This window comes from Streptomyces rimosus (genome assembly GCF_008704655.1).
Classification (GTDB): domain Bacteria; phylum Actinomycetota; class Actinomycetes; order Streptomycetales; family Streptomycetaceae; genus Streptomyces; species Streptomyces rimosus.
This window is the reverse complement of record NZ_CP023688.1, coordinates 7,356,465-7,373,536: the sequence shown is the minus strand read 5'-3', so window position 1 is coordinate 7,373,536 and position 17,072 is coordinate 7,356,465. Positions and strand designations below refer to the sequence as shown.

Sequence of the window (17,072 nt, the reverse complement as noted above, 5' to 3'; positions counted from 1 at the left end):
ACGAAGCCGACCGGTCCGCGAGACACGGACCGGCCGGTGGTGGGACGTGGACGCCTGCGCTCAGGGCCGCCCGACGGCCCGGGGGCGGCGGGCGACGAGGTCCTGGAACAGCGGGTCCTGCGGTATCTCGCCGTCGGGCGTCAGCCGGTCCACGGCCTGCGGCAGCGCGTGCGCGAGCTGCTCCGCCGCCTCCTGGGCGCTGACGCCGTTCTCGTCCGCTATCCGCTGCAGGGTCTCGTCGGGCAGGGCCTTCTCGACCTGTTCGGGGGTGACCGGTTCGTTGGCGCCGCGCCCCACCCAGGAGTGCGCCTGCCGCCCCAGCTCTCCTTGCAGGAGTGTGCCGAGCACGGCCTGTATGCCGCCCCGGCCGCCGGGGCCGATTCCGTGGCCGGGGCCGCCGTGCCCTCCCGGTCCTGTGCCGCCGAGCGCTCCCAGCAGCGATCCGACGAGGTCTCCTCCCGCGCCGCCCTGGCCGCCGCCGGGCAGCCCGCCCATCAGTCTCCCGAGGTCTGGTGATCTCGTCATGTCCATGCTGCCTTTCGCCTTGCGCATGACCGGCAATGTCGATGAGGACCGCGCGACGAGTGACTTCATTCAAACGTACCGACGCCCGGGGTTTCCGCCACCCGAAACCGACTGGCGCCCACCTCTCCCACCAGCCACAATCCCCCTCATGCCGACCTCCGCCGCAGGCCACGCCCTGGTCACGGGACACACCGTCTACGCCTGTGTCATGGGCTCGCGCGCCTTCGGGCTCGCCACCGGCGCCAGCGACACAGACCGGCGCGGGGTCTACCTCGCGCCCACCCCGCTGTTCTGGCGCTTCGAGAAGCCGCCGGTCCACGTGGAGGGGCCGCGCGAGGAGGAGTTCTCCTGGGAGCTGGAACGCTTCTGCGAGCTGGCGCTGCGCGCCAACCCGAACATCCTGGAGTGCCTCCACTCCCCGCTCGTCGAGCACGCCGACGCCACCGGCCGCGAACTCCTCGCGCTGCGCGGCGCGTTCCTCTCCCGCGAGGTGCACCGCACGTTCACCGGGTACGCGGCCGGCCAGCTCAAGAAGCTGGAGGCGGACGTACGGCAGCACGGCGCGCCCCGCTGGAAGCACGCCATGCACCTGCTGCGGCTCTTGCGGACGGCCCGCGATCTGCTGCGTACGGGCGTGCTCACGCTGGACGTCGGCGAGGCGCGCGAGGACCTGCTCGCGGTCAAGCGCGGCGAGGTCCCCTGGCCCGAGGTCGAGCGCCGGATGACCGTACTGGCCGAGCAGGCCGCGGCGGCCGAGTCCGGCTCCCCGCTGCCGCCGGAGCCGGACCGCCGCCGCGTCGAGGACTTCCTGTTCCGGACCCGGCGCGCGTCAGCGCTCCGCTGCGCCGAGACGGGCGCGTACGAGGAGGTCGTGTAGCGCGTCGTGGCCGCCGGGGGCGTCCGGCAGCGCGGAGGCGGCCTGCGCCGCGTCCAGCCGTCCGTGCAGCTCCGCCACGTCCGCCCGCAACCGCTCCGGGTCCACCAGATCGGCGGCGGTCCCGTGCTCCGCCTCTGCCTTGGCCGCGATCAGCTCCGGTACGTACGCGGGCGCCGTCACCAGCTCGGCCAACGTGGGCAGATGGGCCAGCACCTGCCCGCTGCCCATCAGGTGAATGCCGGTCAGCAGCACGCGCAGCGTGTACAGCAGCGGCTTGAGCTCCCCGGTCTTCTCGAAGAGGCGCCACTGCGTGTTCGCGAAGCCCCGGTAGTGGTGGGCGTGGTGGCTGGTGAGAACGGCGGGCGCCAGCGCGAGCAGTTCCTCGTGCAGCGCGCTCGTGCGCACCACCAGCGGCGACAGCAGCTGTTCCAGCACATAGCCGTTGCGCCGCAGCATCAGCCGTGCGAACTTGCGCAGATCGTGGGTGACGAGATCGACCTCGACACCGTCCCGGTCCGCCATCCAGGAGCGCGTCTCGTCCGGCTCCCGCAGCCCGACCAGCGCGGCGGCGGGCAGCAGGTGCGCCCCGCGCAGGTCCACGTCCGAGTCGCGGGACGGAAAGCCGTACAAGTGCGCGCCGGAGACCGTCGCGAAGACCAGCGGGTCGCCCTCCCCCGCCGTCACCTCGCCCAGGTCCAGATCGGGCAGCCCGGCCGCCCGCAGCACCGCACCGCTCCGTGCCCCGTCAGACATCCCACACCTTCCCCAGCGCCAGCAGCTCGTCGCGGTACTCGATCCGGCCCGCCCACTCCTCGGGCCACGCCCCGGCCCCCAGGTGGGCGCCCGCGAAGGCGCCGGCGAGGCAGGCGATCGAGTCGGAGTCACCGGAGGAGCAGGCGGCGCGGCGCAGCGCGGTCAGCGGCTCGCCGGGAAAGAGCAGGAAGCACAGCAGCCCGGTGGCGAGCGCCTCCTCGGCGATCCAGCCGGCGCCGGTGGCCAGGCAGGGATCGGCCTCCGGGTCGGGGGCGCGCAGCGCGGCGTCCAGCCGGTCCAGCACGCCGAGGCAGTCGTCCCAGCCGCGCGCGATGAAGTGTTCCGGGGACGGGTCCTGGGCGTGGCGCCACAGCTCCCCCAGCCAGTCGCCCCGGTAGACCGTACGGCTGCCGACCGCGTACGAGCGCAGCAGGCCGGCCAATTCCTCCGGCCGTGCGCCCTCCGCGAGCAGTTGCACGGCGTACGCGGTGAGGTCGCTGGCTGCGAGCGCGGTCGGGTGCCCGTGCGTCAGCGCGGACTGGAGCTGCGCGGCGCCGGACCGCTGCTCCGGGGTGAGGGTCGGCACCAGCCCGACCGGCGCGACCCGCATGTTCGCGCCGCACCCCTTCGAGCCGACCTGACCGGCCTGCGCCCACGGCCGCGCGGGGTCACTGAGCAGCTGACACGCCCTGAGGCAGGTGTTGCCCGGCGCACGGTTGTTGTCCGGGGAGCGCCACCACTCGACGTACTTCTCCCGTACCGGCGGGACCAGCTGCGCGGCGTCCAGCCCGCCGACGCCGCCCGCGCTCGCCGCGGCCTTCCGCAGGCCGAGCCCGAGGGCGATCGTCATCTGCGTGTCGTCGGTCACGTACGCGGGCGACGGCAGCGCCATCTCGCGCCACGGGCCGCACGTGGCCTCGATCGCGGACACATCCAGGAACTCGGTCGGATACCCGAGCGCGTCACCGAGCGCGAGCCCGATGAGCGAACCGGTAGCGGCGGACGCCATGAAAAGAACCACCCCTTAATCGTCACAGTGACAATAAGGGGTGGTCCGACGACCTCGCAAGGCCGGTGCCAGGCGCCCGGCGCTTACAGATCGACCTCCCGCATCAGCATCCCGACCTCGGTGTTCGTCATCCGGCGCAGCCAGCCGGACTTCTGGTCGCCCAGCGAGATCGGCCCGAAGCTCGTCCGCACCAGCTTCTCCACCGGGAAGCCCGCCTCGGCCAGCATGCGGCGCACGATGTGCTTGCGGCCCTCGTGGAGGGTCACCTCGACCAGGTAGTTCTTGCCGGTCTGCTGCACCACGCGGAAGTGGTCCGCGCGCGCGTAGCCGTCCTCCAGCTGGATGCCGTCCTTCAGCTGCTTGCCCAGGTCGCGCGGGAGCGGGCCCTGGATCGCGGCCAGGTAGGTCTTCTTCACGCCGTAGCGCGGGTGGGTCAGCCGGTGGGCCAGCTCACCGTGGTTGGTGAGCAGGATGATGCCCTCGGTCTCGGTGTCCAGCCGCCCCACGTGGAACAGCCGCGTCTCGCGGTTGGTCACGTAGTCGCCCAGGCACTGCCGGCCGTCCGGGTCCTCCATGGTCGAGACCACACCGGCCGGCTTGTTCAGCGCGAAGAAGAGGTACGACTGCGTGGCGACCGTCAGGCCGTCCACCTTGACCTCGTCCTTGTCCGGGTCCACCCGCACACCCTGCTCGGTGACGATCTGCCCGTTGACCTCGACACGCGCCTGGTCGATCAGCTCCTCGCACGCACGGCGCGAGCCCATGCCGGCCCGGGCCAGCACCTTCTGCAGGCGCTCGCCCTCCTGGTCGCCGAACGTCTTCGGCGTCTTGATCTGCGGCTTGTTGTGACGGGCGCGGTTACGCTCCTCCACCTGCGCGTCGTACTCACGCGGCCGCGCCGGGGCCTGGCCGCGGCCACGCTGCTGCGGGCCCTTGCCGCCGCCCTTCGGGCTCGTACGGGGGCCGCCCTTGGCGCCGCCGCGGGCCGCCGCGCCGCGGCCCTTGCGCTCGGGGGCGCCGGAACCGCCGCGGCCGCCCTGGCCGCCGGAGCCGCCCTGGCCAGCCGAGCCGCCACGGCCGCCCGAGCCGCCCCGGCCCGCGCCCTCGCCCACGTCGTAGCGGCGCTCCTCGGGACGGGGCCGGCCGGCGCGCTGCTGCTTCTCGTCCTTCTTGTTGCCCGCACCCCGGTAGTTGCCCCTACCGGCGTCCCTGTTGTTCCTGCCGCTGCTTCGCATCAATGATCCGTCTGAGAGTCGTCGCCGCTGTCGTCTACGTCGAACGACGGAACACCTTCCCGGGAATCGCCCTCGACCGCCTCCGCCTCCGGGAGGAAGGGAGCGAGCTCCGGAAGCTCGTCCAGGCCGCGCAGGCCCATCCGCTCCAGAAAGTAGTTCGTCGTCCTGTACAGGATCGCACCTGTTTCAGGTTCCGTCCCCGTCTCCTCCACCAGACCACGCTGAAGAAGGGTGCGCATCACACCGTCACAGTTCACCCCGCGCACGGCCGAGACCCTGGAACGGCTGACCGGCTGACGGTACGCGACCACGGCCAGAGTCTCCAACGCGGCCTGCGTGAGCCGGGCCTGCTGCCCGTCCAGCACAAAGCTCTCCACGGCGTCCGCGTACGCGCCCCGGCTGTAGAACCGCCAGCCCCCCGCCACCAGCCGCAGGTCGAACCCGCGCCCCTGCCGCGTGTACTCCTCCGACAGCTCCCGCAACGCCAGCGCCACCTCGCGGCGGGGCCGCTCCAGCACCCTGGCCAGGTGCTCCTCCGTCGCAGGCTCGTCCACGACCATGAGCACCGCCTCCAGCGCGGGCCGCAGCTCCAGCTCCGCGACGCCGAGCGCGCCCACCGGCGCGTCCCGCCCGTCCGGGCCGCCCCCCACGACCGCCTGTGCCTCACTCACTCCGCGTCCCCGCCTTCCTCACCCGCCGCGGCCTGCGGCCCGGCCTCACGATCGAACTCGTCCGTGACCACCGGCTCGGCCTCCGCGCCACCCGTCCACCGCACCGTCAGCACCCCCAGCGCCTGCTCCTGGTCCAGCTCCACCACCCGCTCCCGGTACAGCTCCAGCAGCGCCAGGAACCGAGCGACGACGGTGAGCGTGTCCGGCGCGTCCTCGGCCAGCTCCCCGAACACGGCCGTACCGGCCGCACGCAACCGCGCCACCAGCACCTCCGCCTGCTCCCTGACACTCACCAGCGGCGCGTGAATGTGATCCACATACACCTGCGGCTTCGCCCTCGGCTGCATGGCCTTCACGGCCAGCCCGGCGAACCCCTCGGCCCCGATACTGATCACGACCTCGGGCAGCAGCTCGGCATGGTGCGGCTCCAGCCCGACGGTACGGGGGTAACGGCGCCCCTCGTCCTCCAGCCGCTCGCTGAAGATGTCCGCGACGCGCTTGTACGCCCGGTACTGCAGCAGCCGCGCGAACAACAGATCACGCGCCTCCAGCAACGCGAGATCCGCCTCGTCCTCCACCTCCGCCGCGGGCAGCAGCCGCGCCGCCTTCAGGTCGAGCAGCGTCGCCGCGACGACCAGGAACTCGGTGGTCTGATCGAGATCCCAGTCCGGCCCCATCGCCCGGATGTGCGCCATGAACTCGTCCGTCACCTTGGACAGCGCCACCTCGGTGACATCCATCTTGTGCTTCGAGATCAACTGAAGCAGCAGATCGAACGGCCCCTCGAAGTTCTCCAGCCGAACAGTGAACTTCCCGTCACCAGCCTCACCGTCCGCAAGCGACGGGGCATGGTCTTCGGTGGTGGTCATCATGATCCAGGGAGGGGTTCGGACTAGCCCCCAAAGCGTAGCCTTCCCGGGGGGCAGCCGATCCTCAAGGCGCGCGCCCGGGGGTCCGGTTTGCCCCGGTGGGGGTGCGCCTTGGCGCCGGGGGTTCGGTGGTGGGGGCTCGGGGCCCCGCAGGGGTCTCTCCTCGTTGCCTGGAGCGGCCGAAGTGTATGGACGCAACCGGGGCTTCGGTCGCCTGCGGGGAGACCCCTACGTGTCCCCGAGCCCGGCCGGTGGGCGGCTTTCCCGCCGCCGTGGCGGGGGTCTTTACAGGCCCCTGGCGGCCGGACCCCTGCGGCCCCCTCCGCATGACGCGGAGCCGCCTGAGGCCCTGCGCCTACACCCGGCGAGCTTCACCTCATGGGGGGCGCGCACCAGGCTTCTTTCCCCTCCCCCCACCGGCCCGCACACGCCGAACCGACGGGAGGGGGTGTGCAGGGGGACACTCCCCGCAGGCGACCGTTACATGGTTGCGTCCAGACATGACGGCCGCTCCAGGCGCCGAGGAGATGGCCCCCTGCGCACCCCCGCCCCACAACGAAGCCAATGCGTATCCGCGCGAAGCGCGGGCCAGACCCCCACAAACCCGCGGCTTCGCCGCGATCAGCGGCCCCGCAACCGCCGCACCAAAATACTCGCATCCCCCCGAGACTCCAGATCCGCCAGCACCACGGCCACGGCCTCCCGAACGATCCGCCCGCGATCGACCGCAAGCCCATGCTCACCACGGAGAACGAGGCGGGCATGCTCCAGATCCATCAGCTCCTCGGCGGACACGTACACCGTGATCTTCTCGTCGTGCCGCTCCCGCCCGCTGGGACGACGGTTCGCACCACGCCCCCGCCGCCGAGCCGGCACCGCACCGCCGTCCGCCGCGTCGGCGGACGCGGATTCCTGCCGGCGGCGCCCCTTCGGGGCAGCCGCCTCCGCACCGCGGCCACCGTGCTCGGCCGGCGCCGAACCATCCGGCTCCTCCCGCCGCGGGTTCGATTCCTCGCCCCGCGAGGGCTCCGTGGTCTCCGCCGGCCCGCCCGGCGCAGGCACCCGCGGCGCATCCCCGTTGACGGCGGCCCCAGGGCCGCCAGCGGCCGCGGCCGGCCCACCGGTCTTGCGGGGCGCCGGGGACTGCAGCCCCGACCCCCCGGTCGTACGGAACAATTCGTCGGCTCCGGGCAGACTCACTCGGCGTGACACCGGGCGAGCACCTCCCTGGCCAGTTGACGGTAGGCGGCGGCACCGACGGAGTTGGACGCGTACGTGGTGATGGGTTCACCCGCGACGGTGGTCTCGGGGAAGCGGACCGTACGGCCGATGACGGTGTGGTAGACGTGGTTGTCGAAGGCTTCGACGACGCGCGCCAGGACCTCTCGGCTGTGTACGGTCCGCGAGTCGTACATGGTCGCCAGGATGCCGTCGAGTTCCAGGTCGGGGTTGAGCCGTTCCTGGACCTTCTCGATCGTCTCGGTGAGCAGCGCCACACCGCGGAGCGCGAAGAACTCGCACTCCAGCGGGACGATGACCTTGTGAGCGGCCGTCAGCGCGTTGACGGTCAGCAGGCCGAGGGACGGCTGACAGTCGATGACGATGTAGTCGTAGTCGGCCATCAGCGGCTTCAGCGCACGCTGGAGGGTCGACTCGCGTGCGACCTCGCTGACCAGCTGCACCTCGGCGGCTGACAAATCGATATTGCTGGGGAGCAGGTCCATGTTCGGGACCGCGGTCTTCAGCAGCACTTCGTCGGCCGACATGCCCCGCTCCATGAGCAGGTTGTAGACCGTCAGGTCCAGTTCCATGGGGTTGACGCCGAGCCCGACGGACAGCGCGCCCTGGGGGTCGAAGTCGACGAGCAGGACCCGTCGTCCGTATTCGGCGAGTGCGGCGCCCAGATTGATGGTCGAGGTGGTCTTTCCCACCCCGCCTTTCTGGTTGCACATCGCGATGATTTTGGCGGGTCCGTGGTCCGTCAACGGTCCTGGAATCGGGAAGTAGGGAAGCGGGCGTCCCGTGGGGCCGACGCGCTCGCGGCGCTGCCGGGCGGCGTCCGGCGCGAGCGTGGCCGCGTATTCGGGGTCCGGCTCGTACTCCGCGTCCGGGTCGTAGAAGTGCCCCTCGGGCAGGTCGTCGTAGTCGGCGAGCCGGGTGGGTTCGGAGCCGCCCCGGTCGCCGGCCATGGCGTTCACGTGATGGCCGTCCATGCTCTGGTGGGCTGTCGTCGTGGTGCTCTGTTGGGTCGCGAAGGTGTGGACAGCGACGGAGCCGACAGCCTGGAGCCCCGAGGGACCCTGGCCCCGTGCAACCGCTCCTGGTCGACCACCTCCGGGAGTAAATGTCGACTCATTCACAAGTCGTCTTACCTCCTTGGATGTGACCAGGAAACTTATCGATAGGTCAGCGTGGCACTATGCCGACGGTTGGCGACTCTATGGCGTGTCGGGCGTTCGCAGCAACACAATCCGCCGGACCCGGCCCGATGTGTCGGCAATCGAACATGCCGATGTCAAGGGTGCAAGCGGTATCAGCGCAAGGTTTCGAGGGTGTGCGAATCGGTTAAACGGTTACGTTCTCGGCGAGTTGAGGACCGCCCGTGCGGTTTCGGGCGTGCGGCGTGTCGGCGAACGGCCGCGGCCGGGCCTTGAGGACAAGGCCCGGCCGGCAGTGCGTCATTGACGCGCGCTATTGACGTCTCAGCCGAGGAGCGTGGTCAGGTCGGTGGCCTCCAGGCCGTGCGCCTCGGCGACCGGACCGTAGACGACCTTGCCGTCGTGGGTGTTCAGACCCTTGGCGAGGGCAGCGTCGCGGCGCAGCGCCTCAACCCAGCCGTTGTTGGCCAGCGACACGATGTACGGCAGCGTGGCGTTGGTCAGCGCGTAGGTGGAGGTGCTGGGCACCGCGCCGGGCATGTTGGCCACGCAGTAGAAGACCGAGTTGTGGACCTGGAAGGTCGGCTCGGCGTGGGTGGTGGGACGGGAGTCCTCGAAGCAGCCGCCCTGGTCGATCGCGATGTCGACAAGGACACTTCCGGGCTTCATCTTGGCGACCAGCTCGTTGGTGACCAGCTTCGGGGCCTTGGCGCCCGGGATGAGCACCGCGCCCACGACGAGGTCGGCCTCGACGACGGCCTTCTCCAGCTCGTAGGCGTTGGAGACGATCGTCTGCACCTTGGTGCCGAAGATCCGGTCCGCCTCGCGCAGCTTGTTGATGTCCTTGTCGAGCAGGGTGACGTGGAAGCCGAGGCCCACGGCGATCTGCACGGCGTTCCAGCCGGAGACGCCGCCGCCGATGACGACGGCCTTGCCCGCGGCCACACCCGGCACACCGCCCGGCAGCACACCGCGGCCGCCGGCCTGGCGCATCAGGTGGTACGCGCCGACCTGCGGGGCGATACGGCCCGCGACCTCGGACATCGGGGCGAGCAGCGGCAGCTGGCGGCCCGCGGTCTCCACCGTCTCGTAGGCGATGGCGGTGGTGCCCGACTCCAGGAGGGCGTCGGTGCACTCGCGGGAGGCGGCCAGGTGCAGGTAGGTGAAGAGCGTCTGGTCCTTGCGGAGGCGGTGGTACTCCTCCGCGATCGGCTCCTTGACCTTCAGGAGCAGGTCGGCGGTGGCCCAGACCTCGTCGGCGGTGCCGAGGATCTCGGCGCCGGCCGAGACGTACTCCTCCTTCGGGATGGCGGAGCCGAGGCCGGCGTCCTTCTCGATGAAGACCTGGTGGCCGTGGCGGACCAGCTCGTGCACACCGGCAGGCGTGATCGCCACCCGGAACTCGTTGTTCTTGACCTCGCGGGGGATGCCGACCTTCACGTCGATCACGGTCCTTGTAAGAGAGCTTGCAGGAAAAATCCATGCATGCGAGGCATGCCGGGACTGACCGCGGTGTCCGCGGCCTGGCCAGTCTATTTAAGGATTCTCTGTTGTCTAGCCTTGCAAAGCATCAATTACTGAGAGGAGCACCACCGATTTCGTAGGTCACTGTGGGTGATCTGAGAGGAGACGTTCCCCTATGGCCCGATGCAGCCGGGCGGTGGCCGGGTCGCCGAGCCGGTCGAGGGTGTCCGCGATCCGCAGCTGGAGGGCCGCCTCCAGGCGGCCGTCCCGGGCCTCCGCGGCCAGGGACAGGGCCGCGGTGCAGGTCCGCAGCGATTCCTCGGGCCGTCCCGCGTACTCCTGCACCCGCGCGACCTCCCCCAGCGCGCGCGCCTGGCCCGCCACATCCCCCAGCCGCCGGTACGTCCCGTAGGCGGCCCGCCATTCCTTGAGTGCCGCGCCCCACCGGGCCGCGTAGGTGTGCACCGCGCCGATGCGGCCGTGCAGCCGCGCCCCGTCCGCGTTCTCGCCGCGGGTCAGCCGCAGCTCCAGCGCGCGCCCGTACCAGTCGGCGGCCCGCTGCCAGTCCCCCAGCTCCGTGTAGGTGCCGCCCAGCGATTCCAGTGCCCGTACGGTCGCGATGGGGTCCCTGACCTCGCGTGCCGCGCTGAGCGCGCCCCGGTAGCGGGCCATCGCGTCCGTGGTCCGCCCGGCCTGCGCGTCGAGGTCGCCGAGGTTGAGCAGCGCGGCGGCCTGTTCCCGCGCCAGCCCGCGCCGCTCGGCGACCTCCAGGACCAGCCCGTGCAGCCCGTAGAGATCGGGGGCGGCGGCCTCGGCGCCCTGGTGGGCGATGAGCGTACGGACGATGGCGGCCATCAGCCGCCGGTCCAGGGTGTCCAGCTCGCCTTCCTCGACGGCGATCCGGGCCGCCTCCAGAAGGGCGGGCCGGCGGCTGCGCAGCCAGGCGGCGGCGGACGCGGCGGAGGCGAAGCGCAGCGAGCGCGGCAGTCCGGCGACCTTCTGCCGGGCCGGTGATCCGGCGGGCTCCCCGAGCGCCCGGCAGGACTGGAGCAGCCGTACGGTGCGCTCCAGCATCCGTGCCCGGGCGAGCTGGATCTCGGCGGGCCGTTCCTTCGCGTCGAGCGCGGCGCGCACGAGCGGCGCCAGGCAGCCGGGCATCGCGTACTGCGCCTGGAGCCCGGCGCTCCCGGCGTACCCGGAGCCGTGCCCGCGCGGGTCGGGTTCCGCGGCTTCCGCCCTGTCTTCCTGAACCGGCCGCATCAGGCCCCGGGCCGCGAAGTCCCGCAGGGCCGCTTCGGCGGCGGCGACCGAGCAGCCGGCCAGGGCGGAGGCGATATGCGCGTCCGCGATCCCGGCCGGGGCGAGGCCGAGCAGCCGTAGCGTACGGGCCGCGACCGGCGACAGGGAGTCGTAGACGAGGCGGAACGCACGGGCCAGGGGGCGGTCGCCGGCCGGTTCGCCGGCCGGTTCCGGCACCTCGCGCAGCGCCTGGAGCAGGTCGGCGACGGAGGACTTGGGCCGTTCGGCGAGCCAGCCGCCCGCCAGCACCAGCGCGGCGGGACGGCCGCCGCACTCCTCGGCGACGGCGTCGGCGGAGCGGGGGTCGACGGTGATGCGGGTGGGGCCGGCGTACCGGCTGAGCAGGGCGACGGCGGACGCGTTGTCCAGGCCGCCCAGGGTGCACGGCCGGACGTCGGTGATGCCGGTGAGCGGGCCTTCGGAGACCGCGACGACCAGGCAGCCGGCGGCGTCCGGCAGCAGCGGCTCGACCTGCTCGGCACCGGCCGCGTCGTCCAGCAGGAGCAGCGCGCGGCGCTCGGCGAGGGCCGCGCGCAGCGCCTCGGTCAGCTCGTCCTCGGCGGCGCCGGGCTGGACCGGGGCGCCGAGTTCGGTGAGCAGATCGCGGGCGACGAGGTCGAGGGGGACGGGGCCGCCGCCGGGGTTGGTCAGCGCGGCGCGCAGTACGCCGTCGGGGTAGTCGTCGGCGAGTTGCCGGGCCAGTTCGGCGGCGAGGGCGCTGCGTCCGGAGCCGGGCCGCCCGGCGATCAGCAGGACGCGGCTGCGGGCGCCCCGGCGGCCGGAGAGGGTGTCCAGGCCGGTACGGGCGATGTCGGCGCGCAGGGCCTTCAGTTCGCGGCGGCGGCCGATGAAGCCGCCGGGCGCGGTGGCGGCGGGGGGCACGGTCCGGCGGGTGGGCGGGCGGCGGGTGCCGGGGCGGTCGGCGGCGTCGCGCGCGCCGTCCGCGTCGGGCCCCGGCCGCTGCCGTGCCGTCGTCGCGGGCCCGCCCGCCTTCCCCGGCGGGACGTGTCCCCCGCCCACCGCCTGATCCGTCACGGGTCGCTCCCGTCCACCTGCGCGAAGAGTCTGTGTCTGAACCCCGACCGGGATTTGGACACGGGCTCTGACGAGCCCGCCGCGGTCGCCAACGGGAACGCTGTCGAGCGTAGTTCACGACCCGTCACACGCCGGGCGGAGCACGGCGGTGGGGTCACCCGTCCGGATCAGATCATGATCGGACCGCGGGGGCACGGACGGGTGAGAGCAGCGGGCCCCGGGCGGGCGTCCGGCCCCGGCGTCCTGCCCCGGACTATGCCTCGAACGGGCGGGCCGGCCACGGCGCGTCGGCCGGGCGCAGGGCGTCCAGGCCCTCCCCCGCGCGGGCGGCGGCCAGCGCGAGCACCCCGACCACCAGGCAGTTGTTGTGCAGTTCGCCGGCGAGCGCGCCGCGGACCAGTTCGGCGACCGGGACCCGCGCCAGCTCCATGTCGGCCTCCTCCTCGGACGCCTCGAAGCGCTCGCCCTCGACCTCGGACAGGTCACGGGCCAGGAAGATCCGTACGGCCTCGTCGCAGCCGCCGGGGGTGGTGTAGACGTCGGTCAGCACCCGCCAGTCCTCGGCCTTGACGTGTGCTTCCTCGTACAGCTCGCGCTGGACCGCGCGCAGCGGGTGCTCGCCGGGGACGTCGAGCAGCCCGGCGGGGATCTCCCAGAGCTTGTGGCGGACGGGGTGGCGGTACTGGCGCAGGACCAGCACCCGGTCCTCCTCGTCGAGCGCGACGACGGCCACCGAGCCGGGGTGGACCTGGTAGTCGCGGGAGACGGTGGAGCCGTCCGGCATGACGACCCGGTCCGTGCGCATGCTGGTCTTCTTGCCGGTGAAGGGCGTCGCGGTCGAGGTGACCCGCCACGCTTCCGGGGTGTCCTGGATGGCCATGTACGTGGATGTCCTTCCGCAAAGCAGTCGACCGGGGTACCCGGCCCGTAACGGACCACGTACCCCGGTCAACGGTACCCGCCGACGATCGGCTCATCCGTGCCCGTCCGCAGGTGGGAGGGCCGATCGCCCGTGGGTCACGCCTTGGCGGCGCCCTTCTTGCCGGCGGCGGCGCCGGTCTTGCGCTCGACGGCCGCCTTCACCAGGCCGGCGAAGAGCGGGTGCGGGCGGGTCGGGCGGGAGCGCAGCTCCGGGTGCGCCTGGGTGGCGACCAGGTAGGGGTGCACCTCGCGCGGGTACTCGACGTACTCGACCAGCTTGTTGTCCGGGGAGGTGCCGGAGAACAGCAGACCGGCCTTCTTCTCCAGCTCGCCGCGGTAGGCGTTGTTGACCTCGTAGCGGTGGCGGTGGCGCTCCTCGACGTACGGCTGGTCGTCGTAGACCTCGCGCACGATCGAGCCCTCGGCCAGCTTGGCCGGGTACATGCCCAGCCGCATGGTGCCGCCCATGTCGCCCTCGCCGGCGACGATGTCCATCTGCTCGGCCATGGTGGAGATGACCGGGTCGGCGGCGGCCGGGTCGAACTCGGTGGAGTTCGCGCCCTCGATGCCGGCCAGGTTGCGGGCCGCCTCGATGACCACGCACTGCAGGCCCAGGCACAGGCCCAGCAGCGGCAGCTTGTTCTCGCGGGCGTAGGTGATGGCGCCGACCTTGCCGTCCACGCCGCGGTCACCGAAGCCGCCGGGGACGCAGACCGCGTCGCAGTCGGCGAGCTGCTGCTTGGCGCCGGCCGGGGTCTTGCAGTCGTCGGAGGTGACCCACTTGATCTTCACGCGGGCCTTGTTGGCGAAGCCGCCGGCGCGCAGCGCCTCGGTGACCGACAGGTAGGCGTCGGGCAGGTCGATGTACTTGCCGACCAGCGCGACCTTCACCTCGTGGTCCGGATTGTGCACCCGGTCCAGCAGGTCGGCCCACACGGTCCAGTCCACGTCGCGGAACGGCAGGTCGAGCTTGCGCACGACGTAGGCGTCCAGGCCCTCGGCGTGCACGACCTTGGGGATGTCGTAGATGGAGGGGGCGTCCGGGCAGGCGATGACGGCGGCCTCGTCCACGTCGCACATCAGCGAGATCTTGCGCTTGATGGCGGTGGGCACCTCGCGGTCGGCGCGCAGCACGATGGCGTCCGGCTGGATGCCGATGTTGCGCAGCGCCGCGACCGAGTGCTGGGTCGGCTTGGTCTTCAGCTCGCCGGAGGGGCCGATGTAGGGCAGCAGCGAGATGTGCACCACGAAGACGTTGTCCCGGCCGACCTCGTGGCGGACCTGGCGGACGGTCTCCAGGAACGGCAGCGACTCGATGTCGCCGACGGTGCCGCCGACCTCGGTGATGACGACGTCGACGTCCTCGTGGGCCAGCCGGCGGATGCGGTGCTTGATCTCGTTGGTGATGTGCGGGATGACCTGCACGGTGTCGCCCAGGTACTCGCCGCGCCGCTCCTTGGCGATCACGGTGTTGTAGACCTGGCCGGTGGTGACGTTCGCGGAGCCGTCGAGGTCGACGTCCAGGAAGCGCTCGTAGTGGCCGATGTCCAGGTCGGTCTCGGCGCCGTCGTTGGTGACGAACACCTCACCGTGCTGGAACGGGTTCATCGTGCCCGGGTCGACGTTCAGGTACGGGTCGAGCTTTTGCATCGTGACCCGAAGGCCCCGCGCCTTGAGCAGCGCGCCCAGGCTGGAGGCGGTCAGGCCCTTGCCGAGCGAGGAGGCGACGCCCCCGGTGACGAAGAGGTGCTTGGTCGTCGAAGATTTGGGCGGCATGGCCAAGACGGGGCTCCCGTGGTCGCGTGGTGAAGAGGTGCGAGTCGGCCGCGCCCTGCGCTGGTCAGGGGAGCCTTCGCTGCGGTCGGGGGTGCCGTGTGACTTGCGCCGGGCCCACCGGTCCACGGGGTACCAGGCTATCAGCGACCGGGCATGGTCGCGCCCGGCGACGCTCGCGGCACCCGGGCCGCGCCGCTCACCGCGGGGTTCATGGCGCCCCGCGTGACCGAGGCCACCCGTTCGGCGCAGTGCCGTTCTCCCGCAGCGGCAAGCGGATCACTGTCCTCCGTCGTATCCTGCTCGGACACTCGCTAGGGCCGTCCGGCAAGGCACCACCCCCGCCCGATTTCCGGACTCGCTGCTCGGCGGAGTTTCATGGGCAGGACGGACAAGATCACACGTCCCATGGGGGGCGTCACTCCAGTTCGACGGGAGATGCACGTGGCCGGGCGCATCGAGGACTACGCACTCATCGGCGATATGCAGACCGCCGCTCTTGTGTGCCGGGACGGCACGGTGGATTGGCTGTGCCTGCCCCGCTTCGACTCACCCGCGGTCTTCGCAGGACTGCTGGGCACGGAAGAGAACGGCTTTTGGCGGATGGGGCCCGCGCACGGTCCCGAGGGCGCGCCGGTGCCCGCCGACCGCCGCCGCTACCGGGGCGACTCGCTCGTCCTGGAATCCGAGTGGGACACCCCGCGCGGCACGGTGCGGGTGATCGACTTCATGCCGCCGCGCGAGGACGCGACACCGCAGCTGATCCGTATCGTCGAGGGCGTCAGCGGGCGGGTGCCGATGCGCTCGGCGCTGCGCATGCGGTTCTCGTACGGCTGGGTGGTGCCGTGGGTGCACAAGGTGGACGAGCGCACCGTGGCGGTCGCCGGGCCGGACGCGGTGTGGCTGGACACCGAGGCCGAGACGTACGGCAAGGACCTGACGACGTACGCGGACTTCACCGTCGGGCCCGGCGAGCGGATCGCCTTCACGATCAGCTGGCAGCCCTCGCACAGCCGCCCGCCGCACGTGCCGGAGCCGGAGGCGGCGCTGGAGGCGACCGAGGACTTCTGGCGCGAGTGGGTCGACCACTGCACGTACCACGGCCCGTACCGGGACGCGGTGGTGCGCTCGCTGATCACGCTCAAGGCGCTCACGTACGCGCCGACCGGCGGCATCGTCGCCGCGCCCACCACCTCGCTGCCCGAGGACATCGGCGGCTCGCGCAACTGGGACTACCGTTTCACCTGGTTGCGCGACGCGGCGATCACCCTGTCCTCGCTGCTGCGCACCGGCTACCGGGAAGAGGCCCGCGCCTGGCGCGAGTGGCTGCTGCGCGCGGTGGCCGGCGACCCGGAGAACCTCCAGATCATGTATGGGATCGCGGGCGAGCGGGAACTCGGCGAGAACGAGCTGACCTGGCTGACCGGCTACGAGAACTCGCGGCCGGTCCGGGTCGGCAACGGCGCCGCCGGACAGCTCCAGCTGGACGTGTACGGCGAGGTCACCGAGGCGCTGCACCTGGCGCACAACACGGGTCTGGCCCGCAACGACTACGCCTCGCTGCTCCAGCTGAAGCTGATCCAGTGGGTGGAGAAGCACTGGGACGAGCCGGACGAGGGCATCTGGGAGGTGCGCGGGCCGCGCCGGCACTTCGTGCACTCCAAGGTGATGACCTGGGTCGCGGTGGACCGCACGATCAAGCTGATCGAGTCCGGCGACGTGGACGGCCCGCTGGACCGCTGGAAGCAGCTGCGCGAGACGATCCACCGCGAGGTGTGCGAGAAGGGTTACGACAAGGAGCGCAACACCTTCACACAGTCCTACGGCTCCAAGGAGCTGGACGCCTCGCTGCTGCTCATCCCGCAGATGGGCTTCCTGCCGCCGGACGACAAGCGGGTGATCGGCACCATCGAGGCCATCCAGCGGGAGCTGGGCACCGAGGACGGCTTCATCCTGCGCTACCCGACCTCGGGCGAGGACGCGGGCGTGGACGGCCTGGAGGGCGACGAGGGCGCGTTCCTGGCGTGCTCGTTCTGGCTGGCCGACGACCTGGCGATGATCGGCCGCGTCGAAGAGGCCCGCATCCTCTTCGAAAAGCTGCTCTCGCTCCGCAACGACCTGGGCCTGCTGGCCGAGGAGTGGGACTCCCGCCTCCAGCGTCAGGTGGGCAACTTCCCCCAGGCGTTCAGCCACGTTCCGCTGATCGACACGGCGCTGCGGCTCACGGCCAGTGGGGCTTACGGGGGGTAGTCGGCGCACGATT

14 protein-coding genes are annotated in these 17,072 nt (G+C 71.9%); 2 read left to right on the top strand and 12 right to left on the bottom strand.

All coding sequences use genetic code 11. The features are described 5' to 3' along the window. Positions 1-60: 60 nt before the first annotated feature. Positions 61-552, bottom strand: a complete 492-nt coding sequence (locus tag CP984_RS32185; protein WP_226048722.1) for a YidB family protein — start codon at positions 550-552, stop codon at positions 61-63. A gap of 121 nt (positions 553-673) precedes the next feature. Between CP984_RS32185 and CP984_RS32180 the strand changes: the two genes are divergently transcribed. Then, positions 674-1,402 carry a nucleotidyltransferase domain-containing protein gene (locus CP984_RS32180; RefSeq protein WP_003987281.1) on the top strand — a complete coding sequence of 243 codons (729 nt, stop codon included), beginning with the start codon at positions 674-676 and terminating at the stop codon, positions 1,400-1,402. On the opposite strand, the gene CP984_RS32175 is transcribed toward CP984_RS32180, so the two are convergent. The 11 genes from CP984_RS32175 to CP984_RS32125 all read right to left on the bottom strand — a co-directional run bounded on the left by CP984_RS32175 (position 1,355) and on the right by CP984_RS32125 (position 14,812). Continuing rightward, on the bottom strand, positions 1,355-2,155 hold the full coding sequence (locus CP984_RS32175; protein WP_043979329.1) for a nucleotidyltransferase domain-containing protein: 801 nt from the start codon (positions 2,153-2,155) through the stop codon (positions 1,355-1,357). The two genes, CP984_RS32180 and CP984_RS32175, sit on opposite strands and share 48 nt — an antisense overlap. Further along, positions 2,148-3,164 (bottom strand): ADP-ribosylglycohydrolase family protein, encoded by a 1,017-nt coding sequence (locus CP984_RS32170; protein ID WP_003987283.1) that lies wholly within the window; start codon positions 3,162-3,164, stop codon positions 2,148-2,150. Before CP984_RS32170 ends, CP984_RS32175 begins: the two co-directional genes overlap by 8 nt. 83 nt (positions 3,165-3,247) lie before the next feature. Then, positions 3,248-4,399, bottom strand: coding sequence for a pseudouridine synthase (locus CP984_RS32165; RefSeq protein WP_030178924.1), 1,152 nt, complete (start codon positions 4,397-4,399; stop codon positions 3,248-3,250). Then, positions 4,399-5,070 (bottom strand): SMC-Scp complex subunit ScpB, encoded by a 672-nt coding sequence (gene scpB / locus CP984_RS32160; protein ID WP_003987457.1) that lies wholly within the window; start codon positions 5,068-5,070, stop codon positions 4,399-4,401. Before scpB ends, CP984_RS32165 begins: the two co-directional genes overlap by 1 nt. Further along, on the bottom strand, positions 5,067-5,939 hold the full coding sequence (locus CP984_RS32155) for a segregation and condensation protein A (RefSeq protein WP_003987458.1): 873 nt from the start codon (positions 5,937-5,939) through the stop codon (positions 5,067-5,069). The genes scpB and CP984_RS32155 overlap by 4 nt, the downstream gene beginning before the upstream one ends. A 621-nt stretch (positions 5,940-6,560) precedes the next feature. Further along, positions 6,561-7,139, bottom strand: a complete 579-nt coding sequence (locus CP984_RS32150; RefSeq protein ID WP_030189780.1) for a hypothetical protein — start codon at positions 7,137-7,139, stop codon at positions 6,561-6,563. Then, positions 7,136-8,152: a ParA family protein gene (locus CP984_RS32145; protein WP_003987109.1), complete on the bottom strand. Its 1,017-nt coding sequence runs from the start codon at positions 8,150-8,152 to the stop codon at positions 7,136-7,138. Before CP984_RS32145 ends, CP984_RS32150 begins: the two co-directional genes overlap by 4 nt. A gap of 489 nt (positions 8,153-8,641) precedes the next feature. Continuing rightward, on the bottom strand, positions 8,642-9,757 hold the full coding sequence (gene ald / locus CP984_RS32140) for an alanine dehydrogenase (RefSeq protein WP_003987110.1): 1,116 nt from the start codon (positions 9,755-9,757) through the stop codon (positions 8,642-8,644). A 165-nt stretch (positions 9,758-9,922) separates the two neighbouring features. Then, positions 9,923-12,115, bottom strand: coding sequence for a tetratricopeptide repeat protein (locus CP984_RS32135; protein WP_030178929.1), 2,193 nt, complete (start codon positions 12,113-12,115; stop codon positions 9,923-9,925). 253 nt (positions 12,116-12,368) lie between these two features. Further along, positions 12,369-12,995, bottom strand: a complete 627-nt coding sequence (locus CP984_RS32130; RefSeq protein ID WP_003986591.1) for an NUDIX domain-containing protein — start codon at positions 12,993-12,995, stop codon at positions 12,369-12,371. Positions 12,996-13,132: 137 nt separating this feature from the next. Continuing rightward, positions 13,133-14,812 (bottom strand): CTP synthase, encoded by a 1,680-nt coding sequence (locus CP984_RS32125; protein ID WP_003986590.1) that lies wholly within the window; start codon positions 14,810-14,812, stop codon positions 13,133-13,135. Between the two features lie 435 nt (positions 14,813-15,247). Between CP984_RS32125 and CP984_RS32120 the strand changes: the two genes are divergently transcribed. Continuing rightward, entirely contained in the window at positions 15,248-17,059 is a 1,812-nt protein-coding gene (locus tag CP984_RS32120) for a glycoside hydrolase family 15 protein (RefSeq protein WP_030178932.1), read from the top strand. Positions 17,060-17,072 lie beyond the last annotated feature (13 nt).

Coding starts and splice junctions, on each gene's coding strand:
- CP984_RS32175 (WP_043979329.1), bottom strand. CDS start 2,155: ATGTCTGACGGGGCACGGAGCGGTGCGGTGCTGCGGGCGGCCGGGCTG.
- CP984_RS32120 (WP_030178932.1), top strand. CDS start 15,248: ATGCACGTGGCCGGGCGCATCGAGGACTACGCACTCATCGGCGATATG.
- CP984_RS32180 (WP_003987281.1), top strand. CDS start 674: ATGCCGACCTCCGCCGCAGGCCACGCCCTGGTCACGGGACACACCGTC.
- CP984_RS32130 (WP_003986591.1), bottom strand. CDS start 12,995: ATGGCCATCCAGGACACCCCGGAAGCGTGGCGGGTCACCTCGACCGCG.
- CP984_RS32185 (WP_226048722.1), bottom strand. CDS start 552: ATGCGCAAGGCGAAAGGCAGCATGGACATGACGAGATCACCAGACCTC.
- CP984_RS32155 (WP_003987458.1), bottom strand. CDS start 5,939: ATGACCACCACCGAAGACCATGCCCCGTCGCTTGCGGACGGTGAGGCT.
- CP984_RS32170 (WP_003987283.1), bottom strand. CDS start 3,164: ATGGCGTCCGCCGCTACCGGTTCGCTCATCGGGCTCGCGCTCGGTGAC.
- CP984_RS32125 (WP_003986590.1), bottom strand. CDS start 14,812: ATGCCGCCCAAATCTTCGACGACCAAGCACCTCTTCGTCACCGGGGGC.
- CP984_RS32145 (WP_003987109.1), bottom strand. CDS start 8,152: ATGGACGGCCATCACGTGAACGCCATGGCCGGCGACCGGGGCGGCTCC.
- CP984_RS32165 (WP_030178924.1), bottom strand. CDS start 4,399: ATGCGAAGCAGCGGCAGGAACAACAGGGACGCCGGTAGGGGCAACTAC.